Here is a 15,667-nt window from a genome sequence, read left to right on the forward strand (position 1 = left end):
TCCACGACGACGTTCGGGCGCCATCCGTCGCGGTCCCACAACAGCCGCAGCGCCGCATCCGAATGATCCACATCCACCACCAGTAGATTCGAGATCGCCTTCGGGTTCGCCTCGACATAGCGCCTGCTCTTCGCCTTACCCCGGGGGAGCCGGTAGACCCCGTGCAGAAAGTCATCAGTGGCCAGGGGTCGGCGAGGAAGCCAGGTCCGGTCCCACCACTCGTGATCTGCGCCCTGCTCCGGCATCCCCGGCAGCGCGGGCTCCCGGACGAGTGGAGCAGGGGGCGGGCTCGGCATCGAGGCCTCCGGAGGGCTGGGGAGCGGAAACATCTGACTTGGCTACGCTGAAATCCTACCTCATCGATTACTTGCGGGTGCGGTCGGGGCAGAGCGGGAAGTCATTCGCCGCCCGCCGGACCACGCGCGCTGACCGGGCCCAGGTGCCGGTGCGGGACCCGGACTCGAGCCCGAGCGAGATCGCCTACAGGCGTCCCGCACTTGCCGCGTCGATGATCACCCGCGGGGCGGTGTCATGATCGCCTTGTAGGGGTCGGGACCAGCGGTTTCGCTGTCGGTCGAGACGGGTCGAGGGCGGCACTTCAGGTCGCCTGGGCGGCACCGGCCGCCGCGACACGGTCGGAGAGTCCGCAGGTCAGAGCGATGCCGGTCGGTGCCGCCGGGGCGGGGCCCGGCGCGGACCGGGTTCATGATCGGTTCGGTGGTGTGTTGGTGCTGGTCCCGCCGCGTGTCGTGACCTTCCCGTTACCTCGCCGGGGCGGGCGGCGCAGGCGCCGGCCGCGGCCCGGACCGGCCCGGATTCCGGCCTTTTCGCAGGTCAGGGCCTCGCCACCCGGCCGTGCGGGTCCGGATTTCGTGCCGACACCCCACCAGTGATGATCATGTGTGAGGCTTGTTTTCGCTGGTCTCGGTACTTGTCGAGCACCTCTCGCAGAGAGGACTGGGGGGTGCCGCGGGCTCGGCGCACGACCGCCTGCGGTGGCGCATCCGCAGGTCACGGCCTTGCGGGGGCGGGTTCGGGGTGGGTGGTACGTGCGTGCCGGTTCGACTGGGATGATCTTCGTGGCTGACGTTTGTGCTGGTCTCGATAGTTGTCGCCCCCTATCGCAGAACCAGGGTGGGAACGGGCGGCAGGTGCACGAGGGGCGTCGTCGCGTCCGCGATTGGGGGGGCGGGCGGTGCACCGCTCGGCCCTGCCGGCTGTGGTCGGGCGCGGCGTGTTCGAGCCGCGTCGGCCTCAGCAGGCGACGGCGACCGGTCGCCCCCAGGCGAAGCCCGAGCCGCCGAGACGGCGACCCGAGACGGCGCCGCGGACGCCGGATCCGGCCACCACCGCCGCCGCGCGAGCCAGGACGACACCAGCCACCCGCGACCGCGACCGCGACCGCGACCGCGACAAGATCATCTACAGGCGGGCAGCGCCGGCAACGCCGATGATCACCCACAGAGCCCCGTCAAGATCGCCCTATAGGGGCCTGGACCAGCAGCTTTGACACCGATCTCACAGGCGTTGAAGCGCCCCCTCGAGGCGTCAGGGGCGCACCGATCCGGGAAGGACCGTCGGAGAATCCGCAGGTCAGAGCCTTGCCGGGCAACGCCGCCCCGCCGGCGGACAATGCCGACCGGGTCCATGATCGTTTCATCGGTGCGTTTCCGCTGGTCTCGCCGCGTGTCGTGACCTTCCCGTGATATCAAGCGGAGCCCTGAGAGCAGGTGGCGGCACGAACGCCCACCGACCGGATCTCACTATTTCCGCAGGTCAGGGCCCCCATCGGCGGGCCGGGAGGCCCTCCACGCGGCCCGGGCGGCGACTCGGCAGCCTACGGCGATGATCTTCTATGGGGGGCGTTTCCGCTGGTCTCGACACTTGTCGCCTGGGTGTCGCCTGGTGCGCGACCAGGTGGGGTCGGTCGGCAGGCCGGCCGTCCGCGGCGTCCAGATCCGGCATCTGTGCAGGTCACAGCCCCGCAGGGGGCCGTCCGCAGCGGGCGGTACGCCCGTACCGCACCACTGGAAACGATCATGATCGGCCGGGTTTCCGCTGGTCTCGATGGTTATCGCGCCTCTGTCGCATACTGTCGTGAGCTGCGGGGGCCGTGTCCATTGTGGTCTCGACTCGGGTCGATTCTCGGCTTGTCCGCAGGTCACGGCCGTGATGGCGGCCGGGCGAGGAGGTGGCACGGCGCAGGAGAAGGATCCCGTGTCGATCATGCGTGGGGGCGTGTGTGCTGGTCTCGATAGTTGTCGATCCCATGTCGCAGGAATAGGGCAGGGACGGGCGCCGGGCGCACGAGGACCGCCGCCGCGTCCGCGGTCGTGGCGGATCCGCAGGTCACCGGCTCATTCGAGCCCGTCGTGGATGCGTGGGCACCGCGAGCCCGGTCCGCAGTTGATCACTGTTGAGTGTCGTTTCCGCTGGTCTATGGCCTTGTCGAGCCCCTGTCGCCGATGGCGGGCGAGTTCGAGCGGGCGACGCTCCAGGTCGAGCGAGGCCGGACGGGTTCGACAGATCCGCAGGTCAGCACCCTCACCGGTCCCGTCGAGGGACGGTGACGCGGCCCTCGGGGGGGCCCGCCCGGTTCGATCATGCCGGGCGGTGTATGTGCTGGTCCCGACGGTTACTGAGACCCCATCGTGTATCGGCCCGGGGTGGCCGATTTTCGTCCATCATGGACTCACGCCGCCGCGTTCGTCGGCTTTTCCGCAGGTCACGGCCTTGGAGGCGGACGAGTGAGGACATGGCCCGCTCAGACCGGACCTCTCGGTGTTGGCCATGTTCGAGATCGTTTCCGCTGGTCTCGACCGGTGTCAGGTCGTGTCCGCGGCCGCGATCCGGCGGACGCCCCGGGTGGCTGGCGACGTTGGCGACGAGGGGGCCGGTCGCCTGCTTGTGTGCGGGTGGCCGTGCTCGGCCCTGAGACCGTCGCTGGCGGGCGGCCCGGACGTGACGGGAGGGGTCATGCTGCGGCGGGGCCTGTTTGGGCGTCTGCGGCCATCTCAGGGCTGGTGGCGGGTCGGCGGCGGGTGAGGATGCGTCGGATCTCGGCTTGCGCCTGGGCGCGGGACATCGTGGCGGTCGCGGGACTGCCGGAGGGACGATCGAGCCCGGCGCCGGGCACGGCGCCGGGCACGGCGGTGGTCACGGCGGTGGTCACGGCGGTGGTCACGGCGCCGGTCACGGCGGTGGTCACGGCGCCGGTCACGGCGGTGGTCACGGCGCCGGTCACGGCGGTGGTCACGGCGGTGGTCGCCGCCGCAGGCGCTGCGGGCGTCGTGGACGTCGGTGCGGGCGAGGGTGCCGGTCGGGTGGGGATGGGCAGGTGGTCGGGGTCCAAGGCACCGTCGAGGTAGGCGACGCCGTTGCGGCGGGCCTGGTTGAGCGCGGCGCGGCAGTGCCGCCGCAGGTCCCGTTGGGAGAGCCCACCGGCGTGAGCGACGCCGAGCTTGAGCGCCAGGGCGGTGGCGCGGGCGCGGGTGGGGCGCCGGTGGGCCCCGTAGTCCAGGCCGCCGATCAGGTCCAGGGCCCACGCCGCCGCCTCGGCCTCGTCTCCGGGCGCGGGCGTCGGGGGTTGGGCCGGAGCCGCCGCCGGAGCCGGGTCGACTGCTGGGGCGCGGCTGTCGGCGGGTGCGGGGTGGGGGGTCGGCGGAGCCGTCTCGCTCGCTCGCTCGCTCCGGTCGGGGACCCGGTCCCCGACGCTGTCCGCGTGGGCGCGCGCGTCGAGTGAGAGATCACCTGACAGTTCTCTGACAGATTCCCGCTCAGGGTGAGCGGGTAACCCGCTCACCCTGAGCGGATCGTTCCGCTCAGGGTGAGCGGACTGGGCGGGACCAGCGCAAACAGGGTCATTCGGCCGGTCATTCGGCCGGTCGCCCGGTGCGGTGTCCGGGGCAGGTGGCTCAGCGATCGGGATGTGCTTGCGCGGGCGGCGTGGCGGCGCCGGTGCCACCGAGACCTCCGGTGACGCCGAGGCGAGCTCGGTGCCGCCCCTGGCGTCGGGTCCGGGGTCGGCGAACTCGATCAAGAGCGGCCGGCGTGGGCGGGCCGGTCCGGTGTCGATCCCGGCCTCGGCGATCCGGGCCAGGTTCAGCCGGGTCACCGACGCGGTCCCCAACCGGCGCCTCGATTTCAGCCAGCCGCGCCGGATCAGGGCACGGCGGGCCCGCCCGACCGTCGCGAGCGAGAACGCGGTGTCGAACGCGATCCGCGCCGTCCCCGCCCAGCAGTACCCGCTCTCATCGGCGTAGGCGGCGTACGCCGCCAGGACCGCCTTCTGCGGGCCGGTCAACTCGCCCACAGCCCGCACCAGCCGCTGCGCCTCAATACTCACCGCAGACCACCCGCCCACTGCGAGCCAGTCAAGGTCATTTCGGTCATTCCGGGTTCTCCGTCAACTTGTGACGTGGACCACGACCACGGTGGTGGGGAACTCGCCCGGCCGGAGGACTGGAACCATCCAGCACGATCGGCTACACTCACCACCAGTGGTCTGACCCACGTCTTTGGTGAAGAGGGGCCCCCGCTTTTGTTGATCAATCTTTTGGGCGGGGGTTTCTCCAATTTTCGGGGCTAACGTGCCTCCTCGTCCATCAGGCAGTCCGGCAGCAACACCCGGTTCGGGCCACCCCCTCGCGGCCCGACGTCAGTGGGTCCTGCCGAGATGCCTGTCATGTGCTCACCTGTTCTCGCGGGAGTCACGGGAGTCGCGCCGCAGGGTATCACGCTGGGTGATCTTCCGGGGACGCTGCGGCCAGGTCGACCACCTCGAATTCCAACAGCTCCGACATCAGCCGGGTGTCGGAGCGCATGGTTCCGTGCGCGGTCTCCCGACCATAGGCCAGCCAGTCACAAAACGCTGCGTCGGAAGCCCACCAGGACACGACGAAATACCGGTCCCCACCACCGGTAGGGCGCAGCAACTCGAACCCGCGGAACCCGGGAACCGCTCCCATCGAAGCCCGGCAGGCAGCGAATCGCTGCTCCAAACCGGAGACCTGGGCATCGACCACCGAAACAGTAGTGATCTTCACGACGGTCATGCGGTGATCTTCCTCCGGGGAGCAACTGGGGGAGCAACTGGTGCGGCGTTCGAACGTCCGCGACAGAGAGGCGGCGTCTGGCGGGCGTTCAGTCTGCCCGCAGTCGACGTTCCGGCGGGTCCTCGTCGTCGAGGTCGTCGAGGTGCTCGACGCAGTGGTCGAGCAGCGCCTGCGAAGTGCGCACGTGCCACGCCGCCGGCGCCTGGTCCTCGACGGTCGACCCGATCGGGTTCCGCACCTTTTCCACCGCGAACAACAGCTCCCGAGACGCAGCGAGCAGCTTGTCCCTCAACCAGTTGACCTGCGGGTCACTGCCCCCGGACCGCCCGCTGGCTCGACAGGGGGCGAGTCCCGGAGGGATCCACTCTCGGGCAGGGTCGGGCTCGTCGGGGAGCGAACGGATCACGTGCCTGGCTGGGCGCTAGCAGTAGCGTGTGATCGCGCTGTCGCGAGGAGCAGGTGTCTGCTGATTTCCGCCAATGCGTACATGGGACAGTGAGCAGGTGGGGATGGAGGGAGACCGACAGCTTGTCGGCACCGGCAAGGCAGCGGCAGCCGTCGGTGTTAATCCCGCCACCTTGTGGCGCTGGGAGAGAGACGGCCATGTGGCAGCCGAGACGCGAACGGTTGGCGGTCAGCTCAGATGGAACATCGACGATCTTCGTCGCCAGATCGAGGCAATCACCGACACCCCACCGACAACCGGGCCCAATGACGTCCCCGCCGGTGGCAGCGAGGTTGTTGGCGGCTGGGACGTGACTCACGGTGTCGGACTCACCGCGCTGATCGTTGCCGCTGCTCGGGCCGAGGAAGCCAAGCGGCCGGACGCGCTGGCCGTTGACCGGTTCGCTGCGGGATTTGTGCAGGCGGCGGAGCCCGCTATGGCCCTGGCGGCTGTGGACGGGCCTGTCTGGAGCGCGTTCGTCGGCATGATGGCGGTCCGGACCCGAGCACTCGACACCCTGATCCTCGACGCGACCACCGCTGGGATCGATCAGATCGTCGTCCCAGCTGCTGGACTCGACGCCCGCGCCTACCGACTGCCCTGGCCGTCCGGCGTCACCGTGTACGAGATCGACCAGCCGGGAGTACTGGCGTTCAAACAGCGCGTCCTCTCCGACTCTGGCGCTGTGCCACACAGCCGCTACCAGCCTGTCGCTTGCGACCTCCGACACGACTGGCCGAGTGCCCTACACACCGTCGGGTTCACTTCCACGGCTCCGACCGCGTGGCTGGTCGAGGGTCTGCTGCCTTACCTGTCCCCGGAGGTCGAGGCCGACCTGTTCGCGCGCATCACCGAACTTTCTGCTCCGGGTAGCCGCATCGGCATCGAAACTCTCGACCTGGTCGCCGCCGACGAGTGGATGCACACGACGGCGGCGAGGGGATTCGAGGCGGCGACCGGGTGCGTGCTCGCCGAAATCTGGGACACCCGCCGCCGCGCCGCCGCGACTGACGTCCTGCGGGAGCACGGCTGGCAGACTCGCAGCCGCGAGCTCGGAGAGCTCGGCGCCGAGCTGGGGCGGGCACCTACCGGACCTGCCGCAGACATGGCCCGCCTCGCCGCGATCGTTGACGCCCAGCGGTCGTAGACCTCAGCACTACGGCGCCCTGATCACCGAGACGCTGCAGGACTCCAGCGTGAGAGACGGCTCTACTGCGCTCGCTCGAGCACAGATCAACGCGACCATCGCTGTTGCTGTCGCGATCGAGCACGTGACCTGCGCGATTCAAGAGGCAGCGAATTCGTCCTGAGGTCACGTGCCGCAGTCGGGGCTGTTGGGGTCGTACGGTGGCCGGGTGGACATGATCGTTTCTGAGACGTTCGACCCGGATGCGTGGACGCCGGTCGAGGGGTTCGGCTTCCGTGACATCACCTATCACCGGGCTGTCGTTACTGGTGCGGTGCGGATCGCGTTCGACCGTCCCGAGGTGTTGAACGCGTTCCGCCCCGGCACCGTCGATGAGCTGTTCACCGCCCTGGAGCACGCCCGCACCAGCGCCGACGTCGGCTGTGTGCTGCTGACCGGGAACGGGCCCTCGCCGAAGGACGGCAAGCGCGCGTTCTGCTCCGGTGGGGACCAACGCATCCGCGGCCGCACCGGCTACCAGTACGCCGACGGCGACACCGCCGACACCGTGCAGGCCGGGCGGGCAGGGCGTCTGCACATCCTGGAGTGCCAGCGGCTGATCCGGTTCATGCCCAAGGTCGTGATCGCGGTGGTCAACGGGTGGGCCGCGGGTGGCGGGCACTCGCTGCACGCGGTCGCCGACCTGACGCTGGCCTCGGCCGAGCATGCCCGGTTCAAGCAGACTGACGCCGATGTGGGTTCGTTCGACGGCGGCTACGGTTCGGCGTATCTGGCCAAGCAGGTCGGGCAGAAGTTCGCCCGGGAGATCTTCTTCCTGGGCCGCACGTATTCGGCTGAGCAGATGCATCGGATGGGTGCGGTCAACGAGGTCGTCGCGCACGCCGAGCTGGAGACCACCGCGCTGCAGTGGGCCGGTGAGATCAATGGCAAGTCCCCGACGGCGCAGCGGATGCTGAAGTACGCGTTCAACCTCGCCGACGACGGTCTGGTCGGCCAGCAGTTGTTCGCCGGGGAGGCGACCAGGCTGGCGTACATGACCGATGAGGCGGTCGAGGGTCGGGACTCGTTCCTGCAGAAGCGGGACCCGGACTGGTCACCGTTCCCCTGGCGCTACTGAACCGCCGCCGTCGTCGGGCGGGGCCTGTGGTGGCGGGGTTCGGCTCGTGTGGCGGCGGTTACTTGGTGGTGTCGCGGGTGAGGGAGGCGACGTTGTCGGTGATGTTGCTGGCGGCGTCGGTGATGTTTTCCGCGGCCTGCTTGGTGGTGGCCTTGGCCTGGTCGGTCTGACCGTCGCGTTCGAGGTCGTCGTTGCCGAGAGCGGCGCCGGTCTTCTCCTTCGCCGAGCCAAGCATCTCCTGGGCCTTGTTGGTGGCCTTGTCGGTGAAACTCACGAGTTCCTCCAGAGCTGTTCGAGAGCGGTGTTCCCGGCACCTCGGTTGAGTGCCGGGAGTGGCGAGGCCACGGTAGCGGCGCTCGTGCTGGTGCGCGAGATCTCGATGGCCCCGCCGGGCCGTGTCATCCTTGGTAGGGCTATCGGGCGGGTCGTTGAAAGCTCACCGAGGATGAAGGGAGCGGGTGTGGTGGAGCGGGCGTGGCTGAACGTGCCGTTCAGCGAGAAGGACGAGGCCAAAGCTCATGGTGCGTGGTGGGATCGGGAGGCGAAGCGCTGGTATGACCCTCGTCCGGTGACCGCGCATCTGCAGCGGTGGGCGCCGTTGCCGGAGCTTCCGGATCTGCTTCCGGGCGAGGATCGGTCGTTCGGGTCTGGACTGTTCGTCGACTTGGTCCCGCAGACCTGCTGGTTCAGTAACGTCCGGACGTGTGTCATCGAGCGGGACTGGGAACGGGTCCGGCGGATGATCCGCCGCCGCGCCGAGCACCGTTGCGAGGCCTGCGGCGCGGAGGAGGACCGTTCGGTCCGGCGGTGGCTGGAAGGCCATGAACGCTGGTCCTACGACGACCGCACCGGGGTGCAGACGCTTCGGCGGCTGGTGTGTCTGTGCTCGCCGTGTCACCTGGCGACCCACATGGGATACGCGAGCATCACCGGCCGCACGCAGGAAGCCCAGGCCCATCTGCGGCGGGTCACCGGGATGACTTCCCGCGAACTGTTCCGCCATATCGACCGTGCGGGACAGTTGTGGATCGAGCGGTCGGCCTGGACCTGGGATCTGGACTTGCGGATCCTCACCTCTGCCGGAGTGACCGTGTGCAGCCCACCTGCGCCCGATCAACGAGCTCACCAGGCCGAACAAGTACTCGATCAGGTCCGCCACAGCACCTGAGCACCTGTACTGGAACGCCTTGCGGATTATGTCTCGGCCGTAGCTGAGGCTGTGGCGCCGTCGCCGTCGCCGTCGCCGTCGCCGTCGCCGGGGCTGGGCACTGTGTGGAGGAAGCGGGTGATGGCGGCGTTGACCGGGACGGGGTGGGTCAGCGGGGGGCAGTGCCCGGCGCCGGGGATCACGACGATCCCTTCGCTGGCGGGCAGGCTGCGGCGCATGCGGTCTTGGTGGTCGAGGGGGATCGAGTGGTCGTGGGCTCCGGCCAGGATCAGCGCCGGGGCGGTGATCTCGGCGAGCCGGTGGGTGAGGTCGTCGCGGTGGGTGAGGCAGTCGACGGGGGCGCCGAGTGGGATCCCGCGGCCGGTCCAGGTCCGCGCCCATGCCTGCGCCCAGGTCTGGGTGGTGGGGTGGTCGCCGATGATCTGGGCGGCGAGACCTGCGGTGAGTTCCGGGGTCGGGCCGTGGGTGGCGAAGTCGGTGAACAGCTGCTGGTACTGGGCGGTGTCGGTCGGGGACAGGGCGTCGGCTTCGGTGTCGATGAGTAGTAGCGCGGTGACCCGTTCGGGGGCCAGGAGCGCGGTGCGCAGGGCGATGAACCCGCCTTGGGAGACTCCGCCGACCACGGCGCGGTCGATATCGAGGGCGTCGATGAGGTCGAGCTGGGTGCGGGCGAGGTCCCAGAACGTGAACGGGGTTCCGGGGTCGGGGCTGGCGCCGTGGCCGGGGGCGTCCCAGGCGATCACCCGGTATGCCGGGGCCAGCGCGGCCTGACCGGCGAAGATCGTCAGATCCAGGGCGAAACCGTGGGCCAGGATGATCGGTAGACCGTCCCCACCGGTGTCGCTGAAGGCGATCTGCCGCCCACCCGCATCCACTACTGGCATATCCGAACCTGCTGTTCCCGTCGTGCGACACGGCCGCCTCGGTGCGTCCCGCAGCAAACCTATGACGCCGATTCTGGCACCGCCGCGCCAGAGCCGTGGACAGGGTCGTGGGCGGGGTCGGGGTCGGCGGCTGGGCCGACGGTGACACCGAGGTAGAGCTGGAGTGAGGTGGCCGGTTCCGGCCAGCGCAGCACCTGGGCCCGCAGGTGGAGCAGCGTGCCGTGGTCGAGGTCGCGGACCAGCATCTCTTCTTTGTGCCGGGCGAGCGCGACTCCGCCTTCGTCCCACATCGTGCGGAACTCCGGGGATCGGGACAGCCGTTCCAACAGGCCGGCACCGTCTGCTGCGGGGGTGGTCTGGTCGGCGATCAGGCCGCGGAGCCAGGCGACGGTGAGTTGGGCTTCCCGTTCCCACTCGACCATGATCCGTCGGCTCTCGGGAACGAAGAAGAACCACAGCAGCACGTTGTTGATCGCTGGGTCGTCGATGTGACGGTAGATGCGCCGGTACGGGGCGTTGGCGTAGACGACGTTCCAGGTGTCGTCGACGAACGCGCTCAACGCGGGCGCGAGATGATCCACATAGGCCCGGTTCGCAGCCGTGACCGGCAGCTCATCCGCTCTTGACATGCCCGGCCGGGGCGTGCCCGGGCTGGGTTGTCGACTCAGGTCATGCAGATGGCGACGTTGAGCCGCCGTCACCGAGAGCGCATCAGCGACGGCCTCGATCAACGGCCCGGCCGGGGCCCGGACCGTGCCCTGTTCGAGTTTGACCAGGTAACTGACGCTGCACCCGACCGCCCCGGCCAGCTCTGTCCGACTCATCCCCCCGCCGCGCCCGGTGTCGCACCGGTGATCGCCCCGAGACACCGCTTTCTCGCGGAGTTGTCTCAGGAATGCCCCGAACTCCGGCAGCGCCAGCACAGCAAACCGCGGCCCGGGCCCGGCGGCCCTCCGGCCGGTGTCCGTCGGGTCCATGCGGTCCTTTCTGTCACGAGGAGTGCCGCCGTCAGCAGTGCTCCACATGATGTGCATCACCCAGTGGGGAGTACGGTAGCACCAGGTCGACACTCTGCGTAAATGACTTCACGCACAGCGCGGCCGTCGAGTACCTGCGTCCTCGACTGTCAAGGGGGCGTGAGCTGCGAGAATGATCAGCCATCCCCCCCGTTCCTCTCGGACAACCAAGCGACTACGTACTGTAGCGTTTACTACTTTTATGGTTACCCTTAGTAAGTGTCACCTTGGTTGGTGATCACCGGGGAGTCCAGTAGATACGTGTCGCCGAACCAGACGAGTGGGACGAGGAGTGACGAAGCGATGGCGATCCGTTCCCGAGTCGTTCCTGATCCCGGGCGTGCTGCGGACCGCCATGCAATCGACGAGGCGCCGATCTGGCGGTTCGCTCCGGGCATCGAGGACGCCCACCTTTTGACTCCGAGCGCGGTTCCGGACGCACTGCCGGGCGCTGGTGCGCTGCGAGAGAGCGGCGGGCCGCAGTGGATGGTCGCCGACGGCGCTGTAGTTGATGCCGTCCGGGCCGAAGCAGACGTTGTGCTGGATGAGGTCGCGGATCAGGTGGAGTTGGCGTCGCCGCAGGTGTCCTTTGATCGCGACGTGCCCGAGTCGGCCACCGTCACTGCCGCTGTGCAGCCCAGCCCGGTGCCGTCGTCTCCGGCTCGAGATGACGGTGTCCCCCACGGTTCCGTGGCGGCGGCTGCTGGGCTCGGGTTCGGTGATGGTGATGCGTTCGCGGATGTGGTGCGCCCGCGCCGGGCTGCGCCCCAGCACGGGTGGCGGGCGGCGGTCCATGTGCTGACCGGTGGCCGCTGGAACCTGGGGCTCTCGGCGGTGGAGGCGCGGCGGCGGGACCAGGTCCGGCGGATCGCGACCCCGCTCCCCGGCCCGCACTCGGTGGTGGTCGGGTCGATCAAGGGCGGTGTCGGGAAGACGACCGTGACCGCGGCGCTCGGGTTGGCGCTGGCGGAGTGCCGCGGGGATCGGGTGGTCGCGATCGACGCGAACCCCGACGCCGGAACCCTCGGGGATCGCCTGGTCGGGGAGGCCCGGGCCGGGAAGACCACCGTCCGGGACCTGCTCCGTGATCTGGACCAGGTCCAGTCTTCGACGCAGCTGGCCGGTTACACCCACCTCGCCGGGCGCCTGCGCGTGGTGACCAGTGAGCAGGAGCCGGAACTGTCGGAGATGTTCTCCGCCGATGACTACGAGGCCGTCCTACGGACGTTGGCCGTCTACCACGAGGTGCTGCTGACTGACTGCGGGACGGGTCTGGTGCATTCGGCGATGCAGGGCACGTTGAAGCACGCGGATTCGCTGGTGGTGGTGGGTGCGCCGACGAAAGACGGGGCGTCGCGGGCGGCGCGGACGTTGCAGTGGCTGGCCACCCACCATGACCCGAACGACCCGGAGGGGAGCGCCCGTTATCAGGATCTGGTTCGTGACGCGGTGGTCGTGTTGTCGTGTGACCGCCACTCACCGGAGGTGGATGGGGCCACGATCCGGGACTGGTTCGGGTCGCGGGTCCGGGCCGTGGTCGAGCTCCCGGCCGATCCGCATCTGGCCACCGGCGATGTCATCGACCTCGGCGCTCTCACGGCTGCCACTCGGGACGCGGTCCTGGAGTTGTCGGCGGTCGTCGCCGAAGGCTTCCAAGGCCGACCCACCCATGGCCTGGCCGCACACGGCTTTCGCCCACGCAGTGCTGCTGGCGTTGAAACTGGTGCTGTTCGCCGGGCAGGCCGGTGACCGTGTCTCTACTGGCATCTGGGTTGGTCGGGGCCGTGCTGGCTCTCACGGTGGCCGGGCCGAGCACGCCATCCGGTGAGATGCCTGGTGCGTCGCGTAGTGAGCTGCGCTGTGGCTGGCGGATCACCGCCGCCCATGTCCTGGCCGAGATCGACGGCGATGACTCGGCCCGGTCGGAGCGGCTGCGCCGCGCGCTGCGCGGGGTCGGCGCGGACCGTCCCGGGTTCGTCCCCCGCGCCTGCCACACCACCAACACCAGCACCAGGGCCGGTGCCGGGGCCGGGCCGGGCGCGTCGGGAAACCGGGCAGATGATCATGAAAGCGGATCCGATGCCCGAACAGTGCGGACCGGGCAGGACACCGGCTCTGCTCCGGCGTCGTCGTCGAGCGGGTCGCCGTCCGGCCAGGACTCGTCTGTGCAGGACCGTGGCGCTTCGGCTGGTGCCCGGTTCGGGTGGGGCGTGCCGGACAAGGTCGACGACTTCACCGACCCGGGCCTGGACGGCTGGAATCTTTACGACGGTCCCGGTCATGCCGGGAACGGTGTCCGGTCCCCGGAGGCGGTGTCGGTGGCCGACGGTGTCCTCACCATCAACGGCACCGGGGATGGCACGACCGGCGGGATGGCCTGGGGCGACCCACAGAAGTACGGCCGGTGGGAAGTCCGGATGCGCGCTCCGCAAGGTTCCCCTGCCTACAACGCCCTCGCCCTGCTGTGGCCCAGTGCGGAGAACTTCCCGGTCGGTGGGGAGATCGACTTCGCCGAGATCATGAACCCGGCACGGGACACCGTGGAGTTGTTCCTGCACTACGGCGCCGACAACTCCCAGGTGCACGGCGAAGTCCAGGTCGATGCCACGCAGTGGCACAACTATGCGGTCGAGTGGACACCCGAGGGTGTGACCGCGTTCCTGGATGGTCGTGAGTGGTGGAAGACCACCGACACCAGCATTCTGCCGCCGGGTCCGATGCATCTGACGTTGCAGCTGGACTGGTTCCCCGACGGGAAGGCTGACGGCGGCACCGGGAAGGTTGAGTACGACTGGGTCAAGCAGTGGGGCCTCGCTCAGGGGGAGGGTTCCTCGACCGACACCGCCGGTAGTGACGGGTCCACAGCGGCGGAGTCGTCGACGACGATCACCGATGAGATCAACTCCGGTGGGTCGCCGTAGCCGTTGCCTTGCTTTCTGTGCATTGTCCGCTCCCCGGTTGACCTGGAGTTTGTCTCGTGTCCGTGTTTTCCCGTTCGTCTCGTCGGCGCCCGCCGTCGTGGGCTGATCATGTCCCGCGCCGTGGGGTGTCGGCGCCGCCGCCGGTGGTGTGGCGCTCGGCGGTTGCGGTGTTGACCGCGTCTGCCCTCGCCGCAGGCACCGTCTACACCGCGTCCGCGCTCACCGACCCCGACTCGGCCCCGGCGACGGTGCTGGGGTTGGCCGCGACCGGTGCGTGTGACGAGCAGGTCGCGGCCCGTCAGCTCGACACGGCGGCGCAGGCCCGCGCTCAGGCCCGGGCGCTGCTCACCGACCTGACTGTCTCCGAGGACCCGGACGCCGCGGCGTTGGCCAGCAAGATCCGGGACCTCGGCTACGTTCCGGTGTCCCAGCCGGACCGGTGGCGGCAGGCCGCGGTCGATACCTCTGATCAGCTCCACCGCCTGGACAGCACCGATCCGCACCTGCAGGAGATCGGTGTCCGGTTGGCGGCGGCAGGGCTCGGGCCGACCCCGGCCGACCTCCTCCCCCCTGCTTCCTCGGTGGGTGGGGAACGGGTGGTGCGGTCGGCGCCGCCGTTACCTGCCGCCTGCACCGACCCTGCCGCCGAGACCGACGCCCAGGCCCCGGCCCCGGTCCTGGGCGCGGTGCTGGCTGTGCCGCAGGCACCTGTGCAGAGCACAGACGTCCCGGCCGCCCCGACTCCGGCGCCAGCCGACCTGGCCCCGCCTGCCCCGCCGGCGTCCACCGCCCCGACACCGACACCGGCCACCGGTTCTGGGTCCGACCTCGGCGCGGTCAGGAAGCAGCCTCCCGCCGGTGGGGCCGCTGAGGTCACGAGCCGAGCGGCCCCGATCCTCGACGGGAAACCCAGCACCGCCGGGGTTTCTGGGGTTCCTGAGGCGCGGTCCCAGAGCGTGGTGGGCCGGGACTCCGCTGCTTCTTCGGTGGACGACGTTGCGGCGGTGCGGGCGGCGGTCAGCATGGTCGGCGAGTTGATGCAGACCATCACCGCGGCCGGAGACGACGACGCCACTCAGGTCGGTCTCTCGGTACTCGACGCTCTGGACCGGGATCACCTCGCTTCGTTGGGGGCGGACCCGGCTGACCTCGACGCCCTCGACCGCCTCCGCACTACCACCAGCGGCGTCGGCAGCGACGGCGGGGACCGCGCCGCCCCGGCGACCGCCGACACGGTCACCGACCGGCGGGCCTCACCTGCGCCCAGCCCGACCAGCGACACCGGGCGTGGGCTGGGCGCAGGTGAGTCGATTACCCGGGCCCAGGCTGGCGACAGCGCCACCACCGGCAGCAACACCGGCGGTCGTTCCACACAGTCCGAGGGCGGCTCGGTGTCGTCGAGTATCGAGAAGCTGACCGAGCAGGCCCGCGCCGCGGCCGAGGTCGACCCCGCCGCCCGGGATCTCCTCGACGCTCTCGACAACGCTGACCTGGGCAGCGCTGGTGATCTGGGCACCGCCGCCGACCGCAGCACCCGTGCCGACGCCGGTGACGGTGACGACCGGGAAGCCGGTGGCCAGGACAAGTCTGACGACCAGAACGGTCGGGACACGGCCGCGGCCGACGACGGGGCGAACACGGACTCCACCCCGGCGGCCAGCGCTACGGAGGCCGACGACGCGACGGGCGACGACGCGGCCCCACCCGAGGCCGACGACAGCACCGACGGTGCCGATGGTGGTGGTGTTCGGCCGAGCGATGCAGAACCGGCAGACGGGTCGACCTGGGACCGGCTCGCGCAGTGCGGGTCCAGTGGTGACTGGTCGATCAACAGTGGCAACGGCTACCACGGTGTTATCCGAACAGATCCGCAGCGGGATGACGTATATCACTGTTTATCGGGGCTGGGCGGAGT

The 15,667-nt window shown here is 69.7% G+C and carries 13 protein-coding genes; 6 read left to right on the forward strand and 7 right to left on the reverse strand.

The features are described 5' to 3' along the window. The 4 genes from FVA95_RS25080 to FVA95_RS31030 all read right to left on the reverse strand — a co-directional run. The coding region (locus FVA95_RS25080; protein WP_193564418.1) for a replication initiation protein at nt 1-245 on the reverse strand (245 nt) is incomplete at its 3' end. Between the two features lie 2,729 nt (nt 246-2,974). Next, nucleotides 2,975-4,345 carry a helix-turn-helix domain-containing protein gene (locus FVA95_RS25085; RefSeq protein WP_161992433.1) on the reverse strand — a complete coding sequence of 457 codons (1,371 nt, stop codon included), beginning with the start codon at nt 4,343-4,345 and terminating at the stop codon, nt 2,975-2,977. A 388-nt stretch (nt 4,346-4,733) separates the two neighbouring features. Next, the gene (locus tag FVA95_RS25090; protein WP_149666340.1) at nt 4,734-5,054 is read right to left on the reverse strand and encodes an antibiotic biosynthesis monooxygenase; all 321 of its coding nucleotides are present in this window, start codon (nt 5,052-5,054) and stop codon (nt 4,734-4,736) included. 88 nt (nt 5,055-5,142) lie between these two features. Further along, the gene (locus FVA95_RS31030; protein ID WP_161992434.1) at nt 5,143-5,292 is read right to left on the reverse strand and encodes a hypothetical protein; all 150 of its coding nucleotides are present in this window, start codon (nt 5,290-5,292) and stop codon (nt 5,143-5,145) included. Nucleotides 5,293-5,563: 271 nt separating this feature from the next. Between FVA95_RS31030 and FVA95_RS25095 the strand changes: the two genes are divergently transcribed. Continuing rightward, on the forward strand, nt 5,564-6,646 hold the full coding sequence (locus FVA95_RS25095; protein ID WP_240051722.1) for an SAM-dependent methyltransferase: 1,083 nt from the start codon (nt 5,564-5,566) through the stop codon (nt 6,644-6,646). 214 nt (nt 6,647-6,860) lie between these two features. Beyond that, entirely contained in the window at nt 6,861-7,763 is a 903-nt protein-coding gene (locus tag FVA95_RS25100; protein WP_149666342.1) for a 1,4-dihydroxy-2-naphthoyl-CoA synthase, read from the forward strand. A 58-nt stretch (nt 7,764-7,821) separates the two neighbouring features. On the opposite strand, the gene FVA95_RS25105 is transcribed toward FVA95_RS25100, so the two are convergent. Next, on the reverse strand, nt 7,822-8,037 hold the full coding sequence (locus tag FVA95_RS25105) for a CsbD family protein (protein WP_149666343.1): 216 nt from the start codon (nt 8,035-8,037) through the stop codon (nt 7,822-7,824). A gap of 84 nt (nt 8,038-8,121) precedes the next feature. Between FVA95_RS25105 and FVA95_RS25110 the strand changes: the two genes are divergently transcribed. After that, entirely contained in the window at nt 8,122-8,931 is an 810-nt protein-coding gene (locus FVA95_RS25110; protein WP_205015979.1) for a DUF5710 domain-containing protein, read from the forward strand. A 26-nt stretch (nt 8,932-8,957) separates the two neighbouring features. Here the strand turns inward: FVA95_RS25110 and FVA95_RS25115 are convergent, their stop codons facing one another. Both FVA95_RS25115 and FVA95_RS25120 read right to left on the reverse strand, forming a co-directional pair. Continuing rightward, the gene (locus FVA95_RS25115; protein WP_149666344.1) at nt 8,958-9,815 is read right to left on the reverse strand and encodes an alpha/beta fold hydrolase; all 858 of its coding nucleotides are present in this window, start codon (nt 9,813-9,815) and stop codon (nt 8,958-8,960) included. Between the two features lie 59 nt (nt 9,816-9,874). Further along, on the reverse strand, nt 9,875-10,792 hold the full coding sequence (locus tag FVA95_RS25120) for a helix-turn-helix domain-containing protein (protein WP_161992436.1): 918 nt from the start codon (nt 10,790-10,792) through the stop codon (nt 9,875-9,877). Between the two features lie 342 nt (nt 10,793-11,134). Between FVA95_RS25120 and FVA95_RS25125 the strand changes: the two genes are divergently transcribed. The 3 genes from FVA95_RS25125 to FVA95_RS31805 form a co-directional block, all read left to right on the forward strand. Beyond that, nucleotides 11,135-12,580, forward strand: a complete 1,446-nt coding sequence (locus FVA95_RS25125) for a MinD/ParA family protein (RefSeq protein ID WP_240051721.1) — start codon at nt 11,135-11,137, stop codon at nt 12,578-12,580. Between the two features lie 80 nt (nt 12,581-12,660). Then, on the forward strand, nt 12,661-13,752 hold the full coding sequence (locus FVA95_RS25130) for a glycoside hydrolase family 16 protein (RefSeq protein ID WP_149666346.1): 1,092 nt from the start codon (nt 12,661-12,663) through the stop codon (nt 13,750-13,752). A gap of 956 nt (nt 13,753-14,708) precedes the next feature. Then, on the forward strand, nt 14,709-15,667 hold a 959-nt coding region (locus FVA95_RS31805), incomplete at its 3' end, for a transglycosylase family protein (protein WP_193564419.1).

This window comes from Pseudonocardia sp. EV170527-09, assembly GCF_008369905.1.
Taxonomy (GTDB): domain Bacteria; phylum Actinomycetota; class Actinomycetes; order Mycobacteriales; family Pseudonocardiaceae; genus Pseudonocardia.

Bases quoted from the DNA above. Each gene is read 5' to 3' on its own strand.
- FVA95_RS25090 (WP_149666340.1), bottom strand. From the start codon at position 5,054: ATGACCGTCGTGAAGATCACTACTGTTTCGGTGGTCGATGCCCAGGTC.
- FVA95_RS25095 (WP_240051722.1), top strand. From the start codon at position 5,564: ATGGAGGGAGACCGACAGCTTGTCGGCACCGGCAAGGCAGCGGCAGCC.
- FVA95_RS25100 (WP_149666342.1), top strand. From the start codon at position 6,861: ATGATCGTTTCTGAGACGTTCGACCCGGATGCGTGGACGCCGGTCGAG.
- FVA95_RS25115 (WP_149666344.1), bottom strand. From the start codon at position 9,815: ATGCCAGTAGTGGATGCGGGTGGGCGGCAGATCGCCTTCAGCGACACC.
- FVA95_RS25120 (WP_161992436.1), bottom strand. From the start codon at position 10,792: ATGGACCCGACGGACACCGGCCGGAGGGCCGCCGGGCCCGGGCCGCGG.
- FVA95_RS25125 (WP_240051721.1), top strand. From the start codon at position 11,135: ATGGCGATCCGTTCCCGAGTCGTTCCTGATCCCGGGCGTGCTGCGGAC.
- FVA95_RS25130 (WP_149666346.1), top strand. From the start codon at position 12,661: ATGCCTGGTGCGTCGCGTAGTGAGCTGCGCTGTGGCTGGCGGATCACC.